General features: G+C 70.2%; 11 protein-coding genes and 1 tRNA gene. 3 read left to right on the top strand and 9 right to left on the bottom strand.

Annotated elements, in window-relative coordinates; translation table 11 throughout:
- Positions 1-99: 99 nt before the first annotated feature.
- Positions 100-942: a hypothetical protein gene (locus IE269_RS26400; RefSeq protein WP_189825631.1), complete on the top strand. Its 843-nt coding sequence runs from the start codon at positions 100-102 to the stop codon at positions 940-942.
- Positions 943-1,055: 113 nt separating this feature from the next.
- Here IE269_RS26400 and gdhA read toward each other — a convergent pair whose 3' ends face one another.
- Entirely contained in the window at positions 1,056-2,435 is a 1,380-nt protein-coding gene (gdhA, locus tag IE269_RS26395; RefSeq protein WP_229898238.1) for an NADP-specific glutamate dehydrogenase, read from the bottom strand.
- 243 nt (positions 2,436-2,678) lie between these two features.
- On the opposite strand from gdhA, the gene IE269_RS26390 reads away from it, so the two are divergent.
- Positions 2,679-2,754 (top strand) — tRNA-Gly (locus IE269_RS26390).
- On the top strand, positions 2,754-5,027 hold the full coding sequence (locus IE269_RS26385) for a hypothetical protein (protein ID WP_189825629.1): 2,274 nt from the start codon (positions 2,754-2,756) through the stop codon (positions 5,025-5,027). The genes IE269_RS26390 and IE269_RS26385 overlap by 1 nt, the downstream gene beginning before the upstream one ends.
- Before the next feature lie 8 nt (positions 5,028-5,035).
- Here IE269_RS26385 and IE269_RS26380 read toward each other — a convergent pair whose 3' ends face one another.
- The 8 genes from IE269_RS26380 to IE269_RS26345 form a co-directional block, all read right to left on the bottom strand.
- Positions 5,036-6,094 carry a beta-ketoacyl-ACP synthase 3 gene (locus IE269_RS26380; RefSeq protein WP_229898237.1) on the bottom strand — a complete coding sequence of 353 codons (1,059 nt, stop codon included), beginning with the start codon at positions 6,092-6,094 and terminating at the stop codon, positions 5,036-5,038.
- A 149-nt stretch (positions 6,095-6,243) separates the two neighbouring features.
- A complete protein-coding gene (locus IE269_RS26375; RefSeq protein WP_189825628.1) occupies positions 6,244-7,848 on the bottom strand; it encodes a glycoside hydrolase family 13 protein in 1,605 nt (534 codons plus the stop codon).
- 113 nt (positions 7,849-7,961) lie between these two features.
- The gene (locus IE269_RS26370; RefSeq protein ID WP_189825627.1) at positions 7,962-8,837 is read right to left on the bottom strand and encodes a carbohydrate ABC transporter permease; all 876 of its coding nucleotides are present in this window, start codon (positions 8,835-8,837) and stop codon (positions 7,962-7,964) included.
- Between the two features lie 18 nt (positions 8,838-8,855).
- The gene (locus IE269_RS26365; RefSeq protein WP_189825626.1) at positions 8,856-9,815 is read right to left on the bottom strand and encodes a carbohydrate ABC transporter permease; all 960 of its coding nucleotides are present in this window, start codon (positions 9,813-9,815) and stop codon (positions 8,856-8,858) included.
- 112 nt (positions 9,816-9,927) lie between these two features.
- Positions 9,928-11,346, bottom strand: a complete 1,419-nt coding sequence (locus IE269_RS26360; RefSeq protein WP_189825625.1) for an extracellular solute-binding protein — start codon at positions 11,344-11,346, stop codon at positions 9,928-9,930.
- Positions 11,347-11,589: 243 nt separating this feature from the next.
- Complete coding sequence (locus tag IE269_RS26355) at positions 11,590-12,606, bottom strand: LacI family DNA-binding transcriptional regulator (RefSeq protein ID WP_189825624.1); 1,017 nt, start codon at positions 12,604-12,606, stop codon at positions 11,590-11,592.
- Positions 12,607-12,737: 131 nt separating this feature from the next.
- On the bottom strand, positions 12,738-17,045 hold the full coding sequence (locus tag IE269_RS26350) for a discoidin domain-containing protein (RefSeq protein ID WP_189825623.1): 4,308 nt from the start codon (positions 17,043-17,045) through the stop codon (positions 12,738-12,740).
- Positions 17,046-17,166: 121 nt separating this feature from the next.
- The gene (locus IE269_RS26345) at positions 17,167-20,601 is read right to left on the bottom strand and encodes a CARDB domain-containing protein (RefSeq protein ID WP_189825622.1); all 3,435 of its coding nucleotides are present in this window, start codon (positions 20,599-20,601) and stop codon (positions 17,167-17,169) included.
- Between the last annotated feature and the right edge of the window lie 473 nt (positions 20,602-21,074).

The raw sequence follows: 21,074 nt of genomic DNA, 5'->3' as shown, positions 1-21,074 counted from the left end.
CGCCCCTCGGTGGCCGAAAACCACTCTTGCGCCGTGTGAGTAAGACGTGAAGATTCACTCGTACTCGTAGGGGATCAACAGGCTGACAAGGGGCGGGCGTTGAACAGGAAGCACACGTGGCGCGGGGCACTTCGCGGGGCGATCACCCTGACCCTGGCCCTCACCGGAGCGCTCGCGCTGACCCCCGCGGCCGGCGCGGCGCCCTCGGCGGCGACCACGACGACCACCGCGACCTGCGCCTCGGACCCGCTGGCCCAGGGCCAGCGCGGCGGAGCGGCCGGCGACCTCGTCTCCGTACCGCGCGCCGACGGCCGGGTGGAGCAGTTCCAGACCTTCTACGACCCGACCTCGATGAGCGGGCTGCCCTTCGTCTGGCAGCGCTCGCAGTCCGCACCGGGCGCCGCGTACGGGACCTGGGTCCGGGTGGGCGCCTCGACCGTCGGCCCCAAGCTGTACGGCGTCACCGGCATCGAGAACGCCGCCGGCGGCATCGAGCTGCTCTGGTCCACGTACGGCACCTTCTGCCACTCCGCCCGGCCCGCGTCCGCCTCCGGCTGGACCGCCGCCACGGGCTTCGGCCTCCAGCCCGCCGCCTACCACGGCGGGGTGACCCTGCACCGCCGCCCCGACGGTACGGTCCTGGCGATCTCCTCCTCGAACGCCGCGGGCCGCGCGGCCGAATCGCGCGCCCTGTACGCCTCGGACGCGGCCGCCGGCACCTGGCAGCCGGTCGCCCCGGCGGGCACGGTCCCCGAGGCGGGCGTCGGCCTCGGCCAGCCCGAGGTGATCGGCGAGACCCCGGACCACCGCATCAAGGTCAAGGCCCGCGAGTGGAACCGCGACCGCTACTGGACCCTGACCGAGTCGGCCCCCGACACGGGCGTCCCCTCCGGCGGCTGGAACGCCCAGTGGACCCTGTGCACGACCTCTGCCTGCACCTGAGAAGTACGCCCCAAAGCCCCGAACGGCGCGCGCCCCTCTCCCGACGGTCCGGGAGAGGGGCGCGCGCCGCACGACAAGACGGCAGGGTCAGATCAGCCTCTGCACGCTCGGGATCAGATCAGCCCCTGCGCCAGCATCGCGTCCGCGACCAGCTCGAAGCCCGCGATGTTCGCGCCGACCACGTAGTTGCCCGGCACCCCGTAGCGCTCGGCCGTGGTGTAGCAGGCCTCGTGGATGTGCCGCATGATCTCCTCCAGCCGCTCCTCGGTGTGGGCGAAGGTCCACGAGTCGCGCGAGGCGTTCTGCTGCATCTCCAGCGCGCTGGTGGCCACTCCACCCGCGTTCGCAGCCTTTCCGGGTGCGAACGCGACGCCCGCCTCCTGGAAAATGCGCACGGCCTCCGGAGTGGTGGGCATGTTGGCACCCTCGGCGACCGCCCGGACGCCGCCCGCCACGAGCACCCGCGCGTCGTTCTCGTCCAGCTCGTTCTGCGTGGCGCAGGGCAGCGCCACGTCGCACAGCACGTTCCAGACACCGCTGCCCGCGACGAACTGGGCGTGCGCGCCACGGCGCTCCGCGTACTCCGAGACCCGGCCGCGCCCGGCCTCCTTGATCTCCTTCAACAGGGCGAGGTCGATGCCCTTGTCGTCCACGACGTAACCGGAGGAGTCCGAGCAGGTCACAACGGTCGCGCCGAGCTGCTGCGCCTTCTCGATCGCGTAGATGGCGACGTTGCCCGACCCGGACACGGCGACCCGGCGGCCCTCCAGGCTCTCGCCCCTGGCACGCAGCATCTCGGCGGTGAACATCACGCAGCCGTAGCCGGTGGCCTCGGTGCGCGCCTGCGCGCCGCCCCAGCCCAGGCCCTTGCCGGTGAGCACTCCGGACTCGTAACGGTTCGTGATCCGCTTGTACTGGCCGAAGAGGTAGCCGATCTCGCGGCCGCCGACGCCGATGTCACCGGCCGGAACGTCCGTGTATTCGCCGATGTGACGGTGCAACTCCGTCATGAAGGACTGGCAGAAGCGCATCACTTCGGCGTCCGAGCGGCCCTTGGGGTCGAAGTCGGAGCCGCCCTTGCCGCCGCCGATCGGCATGCCGGTCAGGGCGTTCTTGAAGATCTGCTCGAAGCCGAGGAACTTCACGATGCCGAGGTTGACCGAGGGGTGGAAGCGCAGACCGCCCTTGTACGGGCCGAGCGCGCTGGAGAACTCCACCCGGAAACCCCGGTTGACGTGGATGCCGCCCTTGTCGTCGGACCACGGGACACGGAAGATGAGCTGCCGTTCGGGCTCGCAGACGCGCTCCACGATGCGGGCGTCCATGAACTCGGGGCGCGCCCTCAGCAGCGGGCCGAGTGTTTCGAGGACCTCGCGCACCGCCTGGTGGAATTCGCTCTCGCCCTGGTTGCGGCGGAGCACCTCCCCGTACAGCTTCTCGATGACGCTGTAGTCGAAGGCGCCGTCGTAAGTGCTCGCAGACATCGGACACATCCTTTCCATGCTGGTCCACGCCCGGCCCGGGGCCTTCCGGGGAGACGGCCCGGGGCCCCGTCGGCCGCGCGCCGACTCGGGAATCGCTCAGCCGCACGCGCGGGACGCACGGCCGTATCTGCGGCGATTGTTCCAGTGCGCGCCACACGCGTTCACAGCGGTCCACATACTGGCGCCCCCGTCTCACCCCGGCGCAAAAATCTGTTGAGGCCGCCCACGGTCTCCCCTACCGTCGCTGCACATCGACGTGTAGCTCAGCAGTCAGAGCGCCGGGCTTCCTACCCGGAGGGCGCGGGGGCGGAACCCGCCACGTCGGCCATGGACACCAACGCTGACCAGCAGCCCTCGCGCCCCGTCGCCGTCAACCTCTCCTACGCCTCCGGCCAGCTCGCCAAGGCCCTGGCCACCGCGGGCACGCACCCCGACGCCGCCACCCGCACCCGCGCCGCCGCGCGCGGCGAGCGCTGGCGGGCCGTGCTGTCGGGCATCGCCGAGGGCCGGCTGTCGATCGGCTCGCGCACCCCGGTCCGCGGCCTTCCCGCGTGGGTGACCCCCGAGGTCGTGCGTGGCGGATTCGCGACGGGTACGGCCAGTGCTTCGGGTCCTCTCCTGCCGTACGAGACCGAGGCCGCCCGGCACTTGGGCGTGCCCGCGACACGCGGGGCGCTGTTCGCGCACGCCCTCACCGAGCCCGGTCTCGACGCGCTCTTCGCCCTGCTGGACAGCGGTCGCTACGAGGTGACGGTGCCCGAGGAGGCCGCGCTGCTGACGCTGGCGTGGCTGGTGCGGGCGGACGACGTCGACTCCGCCACCGACCTGGTCGAGGTCCTTTCTCCGTACGTCGACACGCTGCGCTTCCTGCCGCGTCCCTCCGCCGTCCCGGCGGGCCGCGCCGATCTGGTGCACCGGCGCACGGTCGCCGACGCCCGCGGACGGCTGGAGGCCCGGCTCCCCAACACGGCGGTGGAGACGCAGCGCGAGGCCCTCACGGTCTGGAACCCGTTCTCCGACGAGCTGCTCGCGCACTGGCTCCGGACCCCCGACGACGACTGGTACGCGGACGGCGACGCCCTCCTCAAGCGCTACCGGGCGCTCGCCGCCGAGCACACGCTCTGCACCAAGCACCGCGACCCGAAGGGGAACGTCGGCATCCTCGTCGACGCGCTCACGGAGCTCTCCGCCCGCCGTCCGCTCGACGCGCGCCGCGAAGGTCTGCTCCGTACCGCCGTCGAGTCGATGGTGCGCAAGCGCGGCCTGCCCGGCTCCGAGCGGCACAGCGCCCTGCGCACCGTCCAGGCCGCCCAGGCGTCGCTGCCCCCGCACCATGCGCTCGCCCACCTGGCCGCGCGGCGGCTCGCCGTGCTCCCCCAGGAGACCGGCGCCGAGGACACCGCGCCGCTGGTCGCGGCGGTGAGTGCGCGCGAGGCCGAGGAGTCCGGGCTGCCTGCGGGCGCCCTGCTTCCCGCTCCGGTACGCCGCGTGGTCGAGGGCACGCTCAGCGCGCCGCTCGCCACGCTGGTCGGGCGGAAGCTGGTGCCGTCCGCCGAGGTGCTGGCCGAGCTGGTCCCGCAGTTGGTGGCCGCGACCACGGCCCGTACGTACGAGGACGGAACACTGCGCACACTCGCGGCGGCCACCTACCGCGCGTTCCGCAACCGGCGCTCGCTGCTCCTGCTCAACCTGGAGCACCAGGTACGGGTGGACGAACTGCCCTGGGTACGGGCGGTGTCCGCGCACCGGAATCCGAACGCGGACGCCGCCCTCGACGCGCTGCGCGAGCTGGGCGGGACGGCCGTGCGTGCCTTCCCCGGCACACTGCTGCCCAATCCGCTCGTACGGGAACTGTCGGTGCTGGCCCGCCAGGCGGAGCTGGACGCTCCGCTCGTGGAGGAGTTGGCGGCGGACATCTTCATGGGGACCTTCAGCCCGAAGTTCCTGAAGGCGGCGCAGGTCGCAGGCGAGCTGCTGGAGGGCACGCTGTACGCGCGCTACTACGGCATCGACTACGCGGCGCTGCGCGACGCCCCCGGCAAGAGCGACCGCCGCACTGCCTCCGACAAGCGCACCCGCCGCACCGCCCCCGACTTCGCCGCCCTGTGCACTGCCCGCGCCGGTGGCGACAGCGCTCACTCCTGGTCGGTGGCGGCCAACGGCAAGGTGATCGAGCAGGCGCAGATCCTCACCACTCACAACCTCGCCACCCTCGTGCACCGGGTGTCGATCGACCCGGGTGACAGCTGGGACGTGCTGGCCCTGCGCTGCTTCGCGACGGTGTGCCGCCTGACGGCACGGGTGGAGGGCAACTCCTGGCCGCTTCCCACGATCAAGGACGCGGCGTACGCATGGCGGCACATGCTCTTCCACCTGTCGCTGTGCGACCCGGCGACGCAGGACCGCGTGCTCTCCGAGCTGCACGACCGGTCCGGACGCTGTCCGGAGCACGTCTCCGCCCGCCTCGCCCCGGCGGTCGCGGGACTCCGGCTCGTCGCGAACGGCGGCGAGTTCGACGCGGACGGCACGGCGGACGACGGCCGCGCACACCGCTTCCTCGGCTGGAGCACGGGCGGCCACTGGATGCTGCCCTCCCGCTGACGCAGCGCTTACGGAACGTCCGTCACCGCGACGTCCGCCACCTTGCCCAGCTCCGGCCACGTCAGCGCGGCCGAGCCCCAGGTGAGTCCGGCGCCGAAGGAGGTCAGCAGTACACGGGCGCCCGGCCGGAGTTGGCCGCGCGCCGCCGCGTCGGCGAGGGCAAGCGGGATGGAGGCGGCCCCGGTGTTGCCGACCCGCTCGATGTTCGTGATCTGCCGTGCCGCCGGAAGGTCGAGGCGCTCGCCGACCGCACTGAGGATGCGCGCGTTGGCCTGGTGACCGACGAAGTGGTCGACGTCCTCGGTGCACCAGCCGACGTTGCCGAGCACGGCCTGCGAGGAGGCGGTCATCCGGCGGACCGCGTGCTGGTAGACCTCGCGCCCGTCCATCCGGAAGTACCGGTCGCCGGGGGCGAAACGGTTCGGCTCGGAGCGTTCCAGCGCGCCGCCGCCGGGGACCTCGATGAGGTCGTGGCCGCCGCCGTCGCTGCCGAGGTCGAAGCCGAGGAGGCTGCCGGGCTCGCCCCGTTCACCGCGCCGGAGCACCACGGCCCCCGCGCCGTCGGCGAACACGACGCCGGCGCTGCGGTCGTCCGGTGCGATCAGGGTCGAGTACACCTCGGCCGCGACCAGCAGGACCCGATCCGCGATGCCGGAGGCGAGCACTCCGGCCGCACTGGCCAGGCCGTACACGAATCCGCTGCACGCGGCCGAGACGTCCCACGCGGCGACGGGTCCGAGGCCGAGCCAGGCGGCGAGTTGCGGGGCCATGGCGGGCATCGGCCGGTCGGGCGTGGAGGTGGCCAGGAGCACCGCGTCGACGCGCGGGTTCCCGGCGACGTCCAGTGCGCGCGCCGCCGCACGGAGGGCGAGGTCGCCGGTGGAGGTGCCGGGGTCGGCCCAGTGGCGTTCGCCGATGCCGGTGCGGCGGCGGACCCAGGCGTCGTCCACCTCCCAGGCGGCGGGCAGCGCGTCGTTGGCCACCGTGCGGGGCGGGACCCAGCCCGCGAGGCCCTCCACCACTGCGGCAGGGCCGCCTGCTTCGGGCCGGAAGAGTTCGCCTGACACCCACACCTCGCCGGTTCACGTTTCGGATGAAATCGGACGGACGGAATCGGGACGACCCTACGCCCCGGGGCTTCCGACGACCTCTCTTCACCCGCGCAGCCATACCGCCGTGTCCTGTTCACCCCCACAGCCGCACCGCCGTGTCCTGTTCACCCGCGCAGCCACACCGCCGTGTCCTGCGGAACCCGCCCCTCCGCGTCCAGCGGCCCGCTGCTCAGCAGCACCTCGCCGTGGGCGGGCAGGTCCACCGCCGCCGCGCCCAGGTTGACCAGGCAGCACAGCCCCTCCGTACGCGAGAAGAAGAGGACGTCGCCCGGTGCGTCGAGCCATTCCATCGGCCCGTCGCCGAAGCCGGGCACGCTCCGCCGGATGCGCAGCGCCTCCCGGTAGAGGGCCAGCATCGAGCCGGGGTCGACGTCCTGCCGGTCCACCGCGTACGCCGGCCAGCCCTCGGGCTGCGGCAGCCAGGGCTCGGCCGTCGACCCGAAACCGCTGTACGGCTCGTCGGCCTCCCACGGCAGCGGCACCCGGCAGCCGTCCCGGCCGGGGTCGACGCCCTGCGAGCGGAAGTGCATCGGGTCCTGGATCCGGTCACGCGGAATGTCCGCCTCCGGGAGCCCGAGCTCCTCGCCCTGGTAGAGGTACGCGCTGCCGGGCAGGGCCAGCGTCAGCAGGGCGGCGGCGCGGGCGCGGCGGGTGCCGAGGGCCAGGTCGGTGGGGGTGCGGTAGGTCTTGGTGGCGAAGTCGAAGGCGGTGTCCGTACGCCCGTACCGGGTGACGGTGCGTGTCACGTCGTGGTTGCACAGCACCCAGGTCGCCGGGGCGCCGACGGGTGCGTGCTCGGCGAGCGTGTCGTCGATGGAGCGCCGCAGCTTCTCCGGGTCCCAGGGGCAGGCGAGAAAGCTGAAGTTGAAGGCGGTGTGGAGTTCGTCGGGGCGCAGGTAGCGGGCGAAGCGCTCGGCGTCGGGCAGCCAGACCTCGCCGACGAACACGCCCCCGTACTCGTCGGCGATCCGCCGCCACGCCCGGTAGATGTCGTGGAGTTCGTCCTGGTCGATGTACGGGTGGGGGTCGACGCCCTCGACGAAGTCGGGCAGCGCCGGGTCCTTGGCGAGGAGGGCGGCGGAGTCGATCCGTACACCTGCCACTCCCCGCTCGAACCAGAAGCGCAGCACGTCCTCGTGCTCCTGGCGGACGGCGGGGTGCGCCCAGTTGAGGTCGGGCTGTTCGGGGGCGAAGAGGTGCAGGTACCACTCGCCGTCGGGGACGCGGGTCCAGGTGGGGCCGGCGAACTGGGACGGCCAGTCGTTGGGCGGCAGTTCGCCGTGCTCGCCGCGGCCGGGGCGGAAGTGGAAGAGCTCGCGCTCGGGGCTTCCGGGGCCCGCCTCCAACGCCGCCCGGAACCAGGAGTGTTGGTCCGAGACGTGGTTGGGGACGATGTCCACGATCGTACGGATGCCGAGTTCACGGGCCTCGGCGATGAGCTTCTCGGCCTCGGCGAGGGTGCCGAAGGCGGGGTCGACGGTACGGTAGTCGGCGACGTCGTACCCGCCGTCGACCAGCGGGGAGACGTACCACGGGGTGAACCAGACGGCGTCGACGCCGAGTCGGGAGAGGTACGGGAGTCTGGCCCGGACCCCCGCGAGGTCCCCGGTGCCGTCGCCGTCGCCGTCGGCGAAGCTGCGCGGGTACACCTGGTAGATCACGGCGTCGCGCCACCAGGGGGTGCTGCGGGACGGGAGGGCGTCTGCCACGTGAAGGTCCTTTCGGGCAGGTCGGACCGCGCCGCCTGCCCGGCGGCGCGGTCGTGCGAGGAATGGGGCGGTCCAAGAGGAGCCGGGCGGGCGTGGAGCGGCCGGACGGGCGCTCAGCCCTTGAGGCCGCCCGCGGTGAGGCCGCTCATGATGTTCCGCTGGAAGATCAGGAAGATGAGCAGGGTGGGGATCGACGCGATGGTGAGGGCGGCGATCAGCACGTTGACGGGGACCCCGTTGGACAGCGAGTAGATGCCGACGTTGAGGGTCTGTTTCGCCGGGTCGGGCAGGGTGAGCATCGGCCAGAGGAAGTCCTTCCAGACGCCGACGACCGCGAAGATGGACACCACGCCGAGGATCGGCCGGGAGATCGGCAGGACGATCGACCGCAGGGTGCGCATCGGGCTCGCGCCGTCGATGGAGGCCGCGTCGAGGAGTTCCCCCGGGATGGAGTCGAAGAAGCGCTTCAGCAGGAAGATGTTGAAGGCGTTGGTGACGGACGGCAGCCAGATCGCCCACGGCGAGTTGAGCAGGTTGCGCTCCACGACGGGTACGTCCAGGACGGTCAGGTACTGCGGTACGACCAGGACGGTGGCCGGGATCATCAGCGTCGCCAGCATCATCCCGAGGACGGCCTTGCCGAAGACCGGCCGGAGCTTGGAGAGCGAGTAGGCGGCGGCGACGTCCAGGACGAGTTGGAAGGCGAGCGCGCCGAACGCGTAGTAGAGGGTGTTGAAGAGGAGCTTCGCGAGGTCCATGACCTCCCACGCCCGGGTGTAGTTGGCCGGCTCGAAGGAGCCGGGGACCAGGGTGGGCGGGGTCTGGATGACCTCCTGCGGGTTCTTGAAGCCGCTGGAGACCAGCCAGTACAGCGGCCCGAGGAAGACCAGCGTGAAACCGCCGACGATGACGGCGAAGACGATCCAGTAGACCAACTTGCCGCGCGGGCGGGCGAGTTGGGCGGGTGAGATGAGCGTGCGTGTCGACATGGCGTGTCTCCCCGTTCCCTACTCGTCCTCGGCGCGGCTGAGCTTCACGTACGCCGCCGAGAAACCGGCGAGCAGTACGAGCAGGAGCAGGCCGAGGGCGGCCGCCGCACCGTAGTTGTTGAAGCTGAAGGCGTACTGGTAGATCAGGTACACGACGGTCGTGGTGGACCCTTCGGGACCTGCGCCGCCGGTGAGCAGGAAGGGCTCCACGAAGACCTGCATGGTGGCGATGACCTGCATGAGCAGCATCAGCGACAGGATGAGTCGGGTCTGCGGGATGGTGACGTGCCAGATCTTGCGCAGCAGTCCCGCGCCGTCCAGCTCGGCCGCCTCGTACAGCTCGCCGGGTATGCCCTGGAGTGCGGCGAGGTAGATCAGGGTCGCGCCGCCCATGTTCATCCAGGTGGAGGCGACGACGACCGCGAGCAGCGAGACGTCCGGGTCCTGGAGCCACTGCTGGGCGGGCAGCCCGAACGCGTCGAAGACCTCGTTGAGGAGCCCGTACCCCGGGTCGTACAGGTACTTGAAGAGAAGCACGGAGGCGACCGGCGGCAGCATCACCGGAAGGTAGACGAGCATCCTCAAGTAGCCCTTGCCGTGCCGGAATTCGTTGATGGTGACCGCGACGACGAACGGCACCGCGAAGCCGAGCACCAGCGCGAGCAGGGTGAACATCAGGGTGTTGCGCCAGGCCTGCCAGAACGCCGGGTCGTTGAAGACGGTGACGAGGTTGTCGAGCCCGACCCAACTGACCGTGCCGTCCTCGGTCTTCTGGAAGGCGAGCAGGAACTCCCGGACCATCGGGTACCAGGAGAAGAGCGCGAAACAGACGACCGCGCCGACGAGGAAGCCGTGGGCGGTGAGGTTGCGGCGCAGACTTCGGGCGAGACGTCCGCCCTGCGGTCCGGGTCGAGCTGAACGTGGCTGCACCTCAAGGGAGTTGCCCGTCTTGCTCGGGGTGAGGCTGGGGGCCGACATCGTTGCTCCTCGGTGCGGGGGTGCCGGTTCTTCGTGCGTGCGTATGCGTGCGTACGGTGCGGGGCCGGGCGGGGACGGGGGTGCGGCCCGTCCCCGGCCGGGCGGGGGGCCGTCAGCCGCCGAGGATCTGGTTGACCTGCGACTCGGCCGTGGCCAGGAGCTTGTCGACGTCGGCGTCCTTGTTGGTGAGGACTCCGGACATCACGTTGTCGAGGATCTTGTAGATCTCCTGCGCCTTGGGCGGCTCGGCCTTGCCCTGCACGGGGTTGTCCATGAAGGTCTTGAAGTTCGCGACCGGCATGGTGGCGTCCTTCACGCGGGCCGCGTCGTCCGTCTTCTTGGACTCGTTGAGCCAGAAGTTGGGCTGCGGGATGCCGACCGGCAGGTTGTCCGCCTTGGTGCGGGCCCAGTCGAACTGGCCCTTGCCGACGGAGAGGTTCTTGAAGTTCAGCCAGGCGACGGCCGCCTTCACCTTGTCGGCGGATATCCCCTTCTTGATCATGTAGTTGTTGCCGCCGGCCAGGGTGTTCTTCTCGCCGGGGATCGGGCCCATCCCGAAGTTCTCGTACTTCGCGCCCAGTTGCTGGACCATGTACGGGATGTCGTCGGGCGCGGCCAGGTACATGCCGAGCTTGTCGGTGGTGACCATCTTCTGGAGGTCGCCCCACTTGAGCAGCTGGGTCTTGCCCATGCTGTCGTCCTCCCAGCGCATGGCGTGGAGGTTCTTCAGCACCTGCTTGCCGAGGTCGGTGTTGAAGGCGGCCTTCTTGCCGCTCGGGTCGACGATGTCGCCGCCGACGCTGTACATCTGCGCGGTGAAGTGCCAGCCGCCCTGGTTGGTGGCGCTGTACTCGCCGAAGCCGGCGATGCCATTGCCGAGCCCGGCGATCTTCTTGGCGGCGGCGCGGACCTCTTCCCATGTACGGGGAGGCGTGTCGGGGTTGAGGCCCGCCTGCTGGAAGAGCTTGCGGTTGACGAGCAGACCCATCGTGTAGTTGCTAGTGGGCAGGCCGTACAACTTGCCGTCCCGCTTGAGGGAGTTGAGGACGTTCGGGTCGATGTCCTTGAGCAGCGGCACCGACTTGTCGTTGACGAACGCGGTGATGTCCTGCGCGCCGTCGTTGTCGAGCACCTGGGGCAGGTCGGTGAAGTACGTGTAGAACACGTCGGGCTGGGACTTGGCCTTGAGCATCGCGGTGAAGCGCGGCGGCTCCAGGCACTGGCCGGCGGTGGAGCGGCCCTGGATCGTGACGTTCGGGTAGGTCTTGTTGAACGCGGCGACGTCCTCCTTCCACTCCTTCAGCTCGGCCGCCTTCGCCGTCGGGGGCATGCAGTCGATGGAGATCGTGACCTTGGTCTTCGGGTCCAGCGGGGCGGCGGGGTCCGAGTTCCCGCTGCCCTGGGAACCCGAACCGGGGTCGTCGTCCTTGCTGCTGCTCGTGCCGCAGGCGGCGAGGGCGGTGAGCGTCAGGGCGGAGACGAGCGTCATGGCGCTTGCAGTGCGGGCGCGACGGAACCGAGCACTTCTCATGGGTGGACCCCTTCGGGCATGAACGTGGAAGGCGCCCCACCGCCGATGCGTTGTGGGGCGCCGCTCACTCAACCACCGCGAACAAGTGGACGCAAGATGTCGCGTAGATTTCGTAATTGATTGACAGCCAGGTGGAGTTCAGAGGCAGAACGACGTCAGATCGTGACCGTCACGGGGCTTCACTTCGCGGCTCCGCCGACTCCGGAAGGACTCACTTCGCAGCCCCGTCGACTCCGGAAGGACTCACTTCGCGGCCCCCGTGACTCCCGAGGGCTGCGCCGTGGAGCCGCGCACCACCAGCTCCGGGTCGAAGAGCAGCTCACTGTGCGGCACGTCGCTGCCCTGGATCTGGAGGATCAGCAGCTCGACGGCGGCCCGCCCCATCGCCTCGATGGGCTGGCGGACCGTGGTCAGGGGCGGTTCGGTGCAGGTCATGAAGGCGGAGTCGTCGTATCCGACCACGGACACGTCCTGCGGCACCCGCAGCCCCAGCCGACGCGCGGCCCGCACGGCCCCCAGCGCCAGCGGGTCGCTCGCGCACACGATGCCGGTCGCCCCGCGCTCCAGCAGCCGCGTCGCGGCGGCCTGACCGCCCTCCAGCGAGAACATGGACCGCTCGATGAACTCGTCCCCCAGCGACCCGCCCGCGGCCTGCTCGGCGGCCTTCAGCCGGCGCCGGGACGGCATGTGGTCGGCGGGGCCGAGCACCAGGCCGATCCGCTCGTGCCCCAGCGACTCCAGGTGCCGCCACGACTGCTCGACGGCCACCGCGTCGTCGCAGGCCACACAGGGGAAGTCGAGCCCCGCGATGGAGGCGTTCATCAGAACCACGGGGATCTGCCGCTCGGCCAGCAGCCGGTAGTGGTCGTGCGGGGCGTCCGCCTGCGCGAACAGCCCTCCGGCGAAGACCACTCCGGACACCTGCTGCTGGAGCAGCAGATCCACGTAATCAGCCTCGGAGACGCCCCCCTTGGTCTGCGTGCACAGCACGGGGGTGAGCCCCTGCTGGGCCAGCGCACTGCCGATGACCTCGGCGAACGCCGGGAAGATGGGGTTCTGCAACTCCGGCAGCACGAGCCCCACCAGCCGCGCCCGTTCCCCCCGCAACTGCGTCGGCCGCTCGTACCCGAGCACGTCCAGTGCGGTCAGCACCGACTGCCGGGTCGCCTCCGACACCCCTTGCTTGCCGTTGAGCACCCGGCTGACCGTGGCCTCGCTGACCCCAACCTTTTTCGCTACCTGAGCAAGTCGTCGCGTCATGGGCGCAAGAATAGCGCAAGCGCTGCAAGGCGCTTGCGCTATTCGGACAACCGAAGTGCGCTGAGCGGACGGCCGACACACCCGTCGCGGACAGCTCCTGGAGGATGCCGAAACACCCTTCAGGGCTTCCACTACGGGTTGTTGACGATCTTCAGCGTCGAGGTGGTGTTGCGGATGTCCACCGCGTTGCCGCTCAGCCGCAGCCCATTGAAGACGACCTCGCCGACGGCCGGCCCCTGGCCCGCCTCCGGCAGCTCGTTGGCCCACAGACCGAAGCCAGACTTCGCATCGTAGGCGTCACCGCTCTTGCGCGCCCCCGTCACGGACACATCGGTGAAGACGGTGTCCTTGATGGGGAACTGCGGCTGCCCGCCGACGTAGTTCGTCTGGAACATGATCCCGCTGTAGGTGGGATCGACGATGTCCACGTGGTTCACCCGGATCCCCTGGAAGACCTTCGAGGCGGAGAACACCCAGATGCCGGGGAAGGTCTGCGCACCCCAGAAGTGCCCGCCCGCGCGGACCACCGAGATGTTCTCGAAGACCGTCGGTTCGGTCCCGAAGCCGTTCATCGGATACCCGAAGTCCAGGGAGGAGATGGTGATTCCGGAGTACACCAGGGTGTCGGCGATGTGGATGTTGCGGAAGGTGTTGCGGTAGCCGCCGTACACGGCGACGCCCGCGGCCCGCCAGGTCAGCGTCGACGTCAGGTTCTCGTAGACGTTGTTCTTCATGTCCGCGCCGCCCGCGTCGATCGCGGAGAACAGCGCGAAGCTGTCGTCGCCCGTCGCCCGGGCGTCGTTGTTGGTCACGAGGTTGTCCGTCGACCCGTTGGTCATGTTGACGCCGTCGGCGAACATGTTGCGGATGCGGGAGTTCTTGATGGTCATCGAGTCGGTGTTCGCGCCCCAGTAGAGGCAGACCATGTGCTCGTTCCAGATGTTGTCGATGACGATGTCCGACACGTTCGAGAAGTCGAAGACCTTCCCCGGTCCGTCGATCCGCGAGGTGTAGTTCCCGAAGTACGCGAAGTTGGAGAAGGACGATCCCTTCGCCGCCGCCTCCGCACGGAACCCGACGTCCGTGTTCTCCTGCCCGGCGGGCGCGTGGAACTGCGTGTACCAGGGCCCGGCCCCGACGACCTTGACCGCCTTCCCGTACACCTGGAACTTGCTGGACGTCTGGTAGTCGCCCGGCGGCAGGTAGACCCCCACCAGCTTCCCCGTCGTGTCCATCCGCACCTTGTCGAGCGCGTTCTGCACGTCCTGGTGGCCGAAACCTGCGGGCACGGTGTACGTCGCCGGGTCCGGGTTCGCGACGGGCGCCACCTGCTCCGTGTTCACGAAATCGATCGCGTACGTCGAGGTGTTCGCGGCGTCCTTCTGGAGCCGGATCTTCGCCCCCGCCGGGACGGTCTCGCCGAGCATCAGGTGCGCCTCGTCGTAGATGTGCCGGGGAGCCCCCGAACCCGGCGAGTTGCCGGGGGCGGTCTCGTTCCCGTACAGCCAGGCATAGCGGGAGGTGAGCGGGAAGGCCTTCTTCATGACGCCGTTGACGTAGACGTCGATCGTCGAGTCGATGCCGCCGCCGCCCGGTGCATCCGGGATGGAGAAACGCGTGACCAGGGTGTTCGTGCTGGCCCTGGTGGTGAACTCGACATACTCGCCGGTCGCGTCCAGGTTCACGGCCTTGCGGCCCGAGGCCTCGCCCGCGATGTCACCGACGGTCCGGTTGGGCCCGACGACCTGCGCGCCGCCGCCGACCGTGCCGTCCTCCGCCTCGTACATGTCGTACGGCATGTTCGCGCCACGCCCGACGAACAGCGGCTGGGTGGAGGTGTTGTTGTCCCTCTTGACCGGCAGCTCGGCCGCGTCCGGCGCGATGACGATCTTCGTCGTGTACGAGCCGTTGGCGGCCTTCCAGGTGCCGAGCGAGACCGGCGCGGTGGTCGCACCGGCGGCGATGGCCCCGGAGTGGCTGCCGGTGAGCGTCTTGACGACCGCGCCCTTGGCGTCGGTCAGCGTGACGGTGACCGCGTGGTCTCCGCCGGAGGAGGCGACGGTGCCCTGGTTCTTGATGGTCACCTTGTACGTGACGTCGTCCCCGGCGGCCGGGGAGGACGGGGTGGTGGTCACGGACGCGGCGACCAGGTCGGCGCTGGCGACCGGCTTCACGACCAGCGGGCTGGGGTTGGTGAGGGTGTTGTTGCTCTCGTTCTGCTCCAGCACCTCGTTGCCGTCGTCGGCGACCGCGCTCAGTTCGTACGATCCCGCCTCGCGCTGACCGAGCGAGGCCGTGACGGTGGCCTGCGCGCCCGCCGCGAGGGCCGGGACCTGCGCGGTGGCGACCTTGGTGCCGCCGAGCCGGACCGCGACCTTGCTGGCGGCGGCGTCGGCGGGACCGCTGTTGCGTACGGTCACGGAGGCGGTGACAGTGTCCGTCTCGACGGGCGATGCGGGCGAGGCGGTCAGCCCCGTGACTTCGAGATCCGGGTTGGGCGCGGCCACGCCGATCACCTGGAACTCTGCCAACTGGCCTGCCCCCGAGACCGAGTTGGCGGTGAAGCGCAGTTGCACGTCAGCCACCCGCTTGCCCACGGGCACCGTCACGGTGTTCTGCCCGCTCGCCGGATCGAAGACGTACTCCTTGGCGGCGACCAGCGAGGTGACGCCGGACGCGCTCTGCTCGCGGCCCAGCACCTCGATGGTCTGGGTGCGGCGGCCCCAGGCGGAGTCGGGGTTGAGCTTGAGGACGAGCCGGTCGACGTCGGCGTTCGCGCCGAGCTTGACGGTGAGGGTGGCGGGGTGCCCAGTCCCCTCCCAGTAGGTGGCCGTATTGCTGTCGTTCGCGTTCTCCGCGACGAAGGTGTGGATCACCGAGGAGGCCACGATCGGCTTGCCGACGGCGAGGTTGGTGCCGCCTCCGGTGCCGGTGCCGTTGCGGGTCACGGTGTTGCTGTTGCCGGACTGGTTCCCGGCCGCGTCCTTCGCCCGTACGTAATAACTGACGGTCGCCGAGGCCGGGCGGTTGTCGGTGTACGTCGTGACCGTGCCGCCGACCGAGGCCAGCAGGGCTCCGTTCGCGTAGACGTCGTAGCCGGTCACGCCCTTGTTGTCCGTGGACGCGCCCCAGGTCAGCTTGATCTGACCGGTCGCGGGCTCGGTGTACGCGAGGTTCGCGGGGGCCGTCGGGGCCTGGGTGTCGCCCGTGTCGCCGGTGCGGGTGACGGTGTTGCTGTTGGCCGACTCGTTCCCGGCCGCGTCCTTGGCCCGTACAAAATACTTGACGGTCGCGGAGGCCGGGCGGTTGTCCGTGTACGTCGTGACACCTGCGCCGAGCGAGGTCAGCAGGGTGCCGTTGGCGTAGACGTCGTAGCCGGTGACGGCCGTGTTGTCGGTCGAGGCGCCCCAGGTGAGCTTGATCTGGCCGGTCGCGGGCTCGGTGTAGGCGAGGTTCGCGGGGGCGGTGGGGGCCTGGGTGTCGCCGGTGGCAGGGCCGTAGACCTCCAGCTCGCTCAACTGGCCCGCGTTCTGGACGCTGTTGGCGGAGATCAGGGCCCGGACGTAGCGGGTCGTGGTGGCGTCGAAGGAGATGCTGGTGGAGTTCTGTCCCGCCGCGTCGAAGGTGTAGGCCTTGGCGGCGGTGAGGTCGGTGAAGTCGGAGCCGTTGGTGCTGCCCTGGAGCTTCAGGGTCTGGGTCCGTGCGCCCCAGCCGTCGGGGAGGCGCAGGACCGCGCGGTTGACGCGCACCGACGCGCCGAGGTCGGCCTGGAGCCACTGCGGGAGGGCGTTGTTGCGGCTCTCCCAGTAGGTGGCCTTGTTGCCGTCGGCCGCGTTTCCGGGTGCGTACACCTCGGTCTGGCTGCTCGCGGTGAAGGTCTTGCCCCGGGCCAGGTTGACCGAGGACTCGCCCGCACCGTGCACCTCCAACTCGGACAACTGCCCCGCCTGCCAACCGGTGTTGGCACTGATCGCGATCCGCACGAAACGGGTCTGCGTCGCGGGGAAGCCGACGGTGACGGTGTTGCCGGACCCCGGCGCGAAGGTGTACGCGGCGGACGCCTTGAGGGTGGTGAAGCTGGTGCCGTCGGCACTGCCCTGCACGGCGAGGGTCTGATTGCGCTGCTCCCAGCCGGCCGGGAGCTTCAGGACCACCTCGTCCACCCGCTGCGTCGCACCGAGGTCGACCTGCGCCCACTGCGGAAGTGAGCTGCCCGCGCTCTGCCAGTACGTGGACTGGTTGCCGTCGGTGATGTTCGCCGCGCCGTACTCGCTGTGGGAGCTGCTCGCCGACGCCGGGTCGCCGACGGCGATGTTGGGTCCGTCGGCGGCGGATGCCGAGGTCAGGAGGGGTCCGGCCAGCAGGAGGAGGCTGGTGGCCAGCGTGGCGCTGAGCACGCTTCTCGCCACGCGCTGCGGCGATCTCGTACGGGATCTCATACGTCCCCGATCTCGGCCCTGCCGCGCACGCGGCAGGGCACGTCAGTGGGATGGGTGGGGGGCGGTACGCCCGGCGGAGGGGCCGGGCGCACCGGTCGTACTCGGGTCGTACGTACGGTGATCAGCGGCGCGAGCCCTGCGCTCCCGCCGCGCCGTTGATCACGAACTGGGAGCCCGGCTCGATCAGGACGTTGCCCTGCGCCAAGTTGGTGATGGTCACGCCGGAGAGGGTGGCGCTGCCGCGGGCCCCGCTCATGGCGAGGATTCCGGAGCCGTTGTTCGACTTGTCGATGGTGACGTTCTTGATCTGGACGCCCGGCATTTCGCCGCCGCCGGTCTTGAACTGGATGCCGTCGTACGTCGAGTCACGGATGTCGGTGTCGCGGATGGTGACGCCGGGGATCGGCTGGCCCTGGGCGAACAGGGTGATCGCACCGAACTCCTGGTCCTCGTTCCAGAACGCGCCACCGGTGCGGTGCAGCCCGTTGCCCGCGATCAGGGTCTGGCCGGAGAAGGGCAGCGGGTCGTGGTCGGTGGCGAGCATGATGCCGGGGTAGTTCATGGTGTCGGAGATGAGGTTGTTCTCGATGGTGTTGCCGTAACCGCCGTACACCGCAACTCCATTGGCGCGCCAGGGCAGTTGGATGGTGTTGTTGCGGAAGTGGTTGTCGTGGCCGACGTCGACGGAGGTGTCCTTGACGTACTTGCTGGCCCAGACGGCGAGCGCGTCGTCGCCGGTGTTGCGGAAGGAGGAGTTGAAGACGGTCGAATTGCGGGTGCCGTTGGCGAAGTTGACGCCGTCGGCGTAGGTGTTGCGGATGCGGACGCCGTTGAATTCGAGGCCGTCGCCGGGTCCCCACAGTTCGGGAATGTTGGAGTAGTCGCGGCCGACCCAGGCGCCGACGTTGGCGTGCTCGATCCAGACGTTGCTGATCTTCGTGTTCTTGCCGAAGCGGCCGTTGAGCGCGACGCCGCCCTCGGCGTTGCCGTCGCCGCCGCGGATGGTGCCGGAGCCGAAGATCGCGATGTCGGAGATCTTGGTGTTGTCGTCGATGTCGAAGCCGAAGTTGCCCTCGTGCGGGTGGTTGATGCCGCCCGCGTCCTGCGGGGCGATCAGCGAGTACAGCTGGGAGTGCCACATGCCCGCGCCGCGGATCGTGACGTCGCGGATGCCGACCTGGTTGAACTGCCCCCGGTTCAGGGGGTCATCGGTGAGGATCTTCTTCTCCTGCCGCCACTGGCCGGCCGGGATCCACACGCAGGGGATGTCGCCGTTCTGGTCGGCGGTCACCGCACGCTGGATGGCGTCGGCGTCGTCGATGCCGTCGTTGGGGACGGCCCCGTAGGCGGTGATGGAGGCGCACTCGGCGGGCTTGGCGGACGGGGCGGCGACCTGCTCCAGGTCGATCAGGTCGACGACGTAGAAGGAGGCGTTGTCGCCCGCGTCGCGCTGGAGGCGGAAGACGGTGCCGGCCGGGTAGGTCTGGGTGAGCAGGACGTTCGACTCGTCGAAGAGACGGCGGGCGTCGCCGCCGGGCCGGTTGGTGAGGCCCTCGGGGTCGTCGGTGCTGCCGTACAGCCAGCTGTGCTTGGAGGACAGGTTGACCTTGCGGACGAACTGGCCGTTCGCGTACAGGCTCAGCGTCGCCTCCTGGCCGCCGCCCGCTGCCGCGTCGGGGAGGGAGTTGCGTACGACGAGGGAGTTCGCGGCGCCGGTGGAGGTGACCTCGACGTACTGGCCGGTGGCGGTCAGCCGGACCGACTTGCGGCCGGACGACTCGGTGGCGAAGTTGGTGTGCCCGAAGGTGCGTTGGGCGTCCGACTCCAGGAGGGTGCCGTTGTACCGGCCGTCCTCCGCCTCGTACTCGGTGTACGGGACGGCAGCGCCGCGCCCGACGACCAGGGAGCGGGCGAAGGTGTTGTTGTTCTCGTTGGTCTCGGCGACGACGCCGGTGGCGTCGGCGGTGGCGGTCAGGGGCGCGCCGCCGCTGGTGGCGGTCCAGCTGCCGTTGACGGCGACGGTGGCGGTGCCGCCTGCCGCGATGGCGGGGGTGGTGCCGTTGAGGGTGCTGCCGCCCACGGTCAGCCGGGTGACCGTTCCGGCGGGGACGGCCGCGTTGCCCCGGTTGCGTACGGCGACGGTGAAGCTGACCGGTGAGCCGACCGCCGGGTTCGCCGGACTGCTGGTGATGCCGGTGACGTCGAGGTCGGGACCGGGAGCCTGACCGACCGTCAACTTCCCTGCTGCCGTACGGCCGTTGTTGCTGTTGTCGAGTTCGGCGACGGTGTCGGTCGGGTCGACGACCGCCGACACCGTATAACTCCCGGCGGCCCGCTTGCCGACCTGCACGGGCACCTTCACCGAGGCGCCGGGGGCGAGCGCGCCGACCGCCGCGCTGCCCGCGACGGTTCCCTCGACGCTGACGTCGACGGTGGTGGCGGGGGACGCAGCGGTGCCGGTGTTGCGCACGGTCGCATCCACGGTGACCGCGTCTGCCTCGGACGGCGCGGCGGGCGACCAGGTCAGGTCGGCGACGGTGAGGTCCGGGGCGGGGGCCGCCGCGCCGACCACCTGGAACTCGGCGACCTGTCCGCCACCCGCCCCGGTATTGCCGAAGAACTGGAGACGTACGTCGGCGTAGCGGCCGGAGACGGGGATGGTCACGGTGTTCTTGTTGCCGGAGGGGCTGAAGGAGTAGTCGGCGCGGGCCTTGAGCGAGGTGAAGGCGGTCGCGCCCGCCGCCCGGCCGAGGACCTGAAGGTTCTGGGTCCTGGCTCCCCAGGCGGCGTCGGGGTTGAGCTTGAGGACGACGCCCGACAGGTCTGCGTCCGCGCCGAGCTTGACGGTGAGGGTGGAGGAAGCGCCGCCCGCCTCCCAGTAGGTGCTGGTGCTGTCGTCGTTGGCGTTGGCCGGGACGTAGTTCTGGGTGGTGGAGGAGGCTTCGATGGGCTTGCGCAGGGCGAGGTTGGTACCGGCGGGCGGCTCACCGGGGCCGGTCCCGCCGTCCTTTCCGTACACCTCCAGATCGCTCAACTGACCTGCGTTCCAGCCGGTGTTGGCGCTGATCTGGACGCGTACGTAGCGGGCCTTGCCGGTGACGGCGATCGGCACGCGGTTGCCGGAGGCGGGTGCGAAGCTGCGGCCGGCCGAGGCGGACAGGGCACTGAAGGCGGTGCCGTCGGTGCTGCCCTGGACGCTCAGGGTCTGGGTGCGGGCCTCCCAGGAAGCGGGGAGCTTGAGCACCACCTCGGTGAGGTCGGTGGCGGTGCCGAGGTCGATCTGCACCCACTGCGGGAAAGCACCGGACACGCTCTCCCAGTAGGTTGCCTGGCTGCCGTCGGTGACGTTGCCCGCCGGGTACGCGCCGTGGGCGCCGGATGCGGTGGCGGGGCGGCCGAGGGCGAGGTTGGGGCCCTCCAGTGCGCGCGGCGCGGCGCCCACTGCTGCGGCCCGCTGTTCGGCGGCCTGTGCCGCCACGGGCAGCAGGCCGCCCGCGAGCAGTCCGGCCGCCGTCAGCCCGGCGAGCAGCCGCCGGTTGCGGTGTCTCTGGTGCATCTGATTTCGCTCACGCGTCGAGCGGTTTCTCTCACTCATGAAGCTCTCTCGATCCCTTCCCTGGGCGCGCGACCACGGCCCCGCCGCACGGTTTTCGGGCGCGAGGGGGATGACCGGGAGCCTGGTGATATCGGATAGCGAACGCCGAGAATCAAAAAATTGAGCAGATCCGTCAATCTTTTGCAGCGCTGAGCAGACAGGTTTCTACCAGGTATCGGTTTTGTCAACGGAGCGGTACGTGAAGGGAGTTGGCGGAGTCATCGCACGAGGCGCACTCGACACCATCCGTCCCGGTCCGGAGCGGTACGTTCCGATTCGGACCAGCCGGCCTGGCGCATCAGGCCGATGGCGCTGGTGACGGCGTACACGGTCTTCGTCCGGACGGCACGCGGGCTTCATCCGGACGACACGCGGGCTTCGTCCGGACGACACATGGGAAGCGCAGGCCGGGCGGGACGGTGCACGCCTCGACG

Source organism: Streptomyces spiroverticillatus (assembly GCA_014650415.1).
Lineage (GTDB): Bacteria > Actinomycetota > Actinomycetes > Streptomycetales > Streptomycetaceae > Streptomyces > Streptomyces spiroverticillatus.
This window is presented reverse-complemented; position numbering and strand designations above follow the sequence as displayed.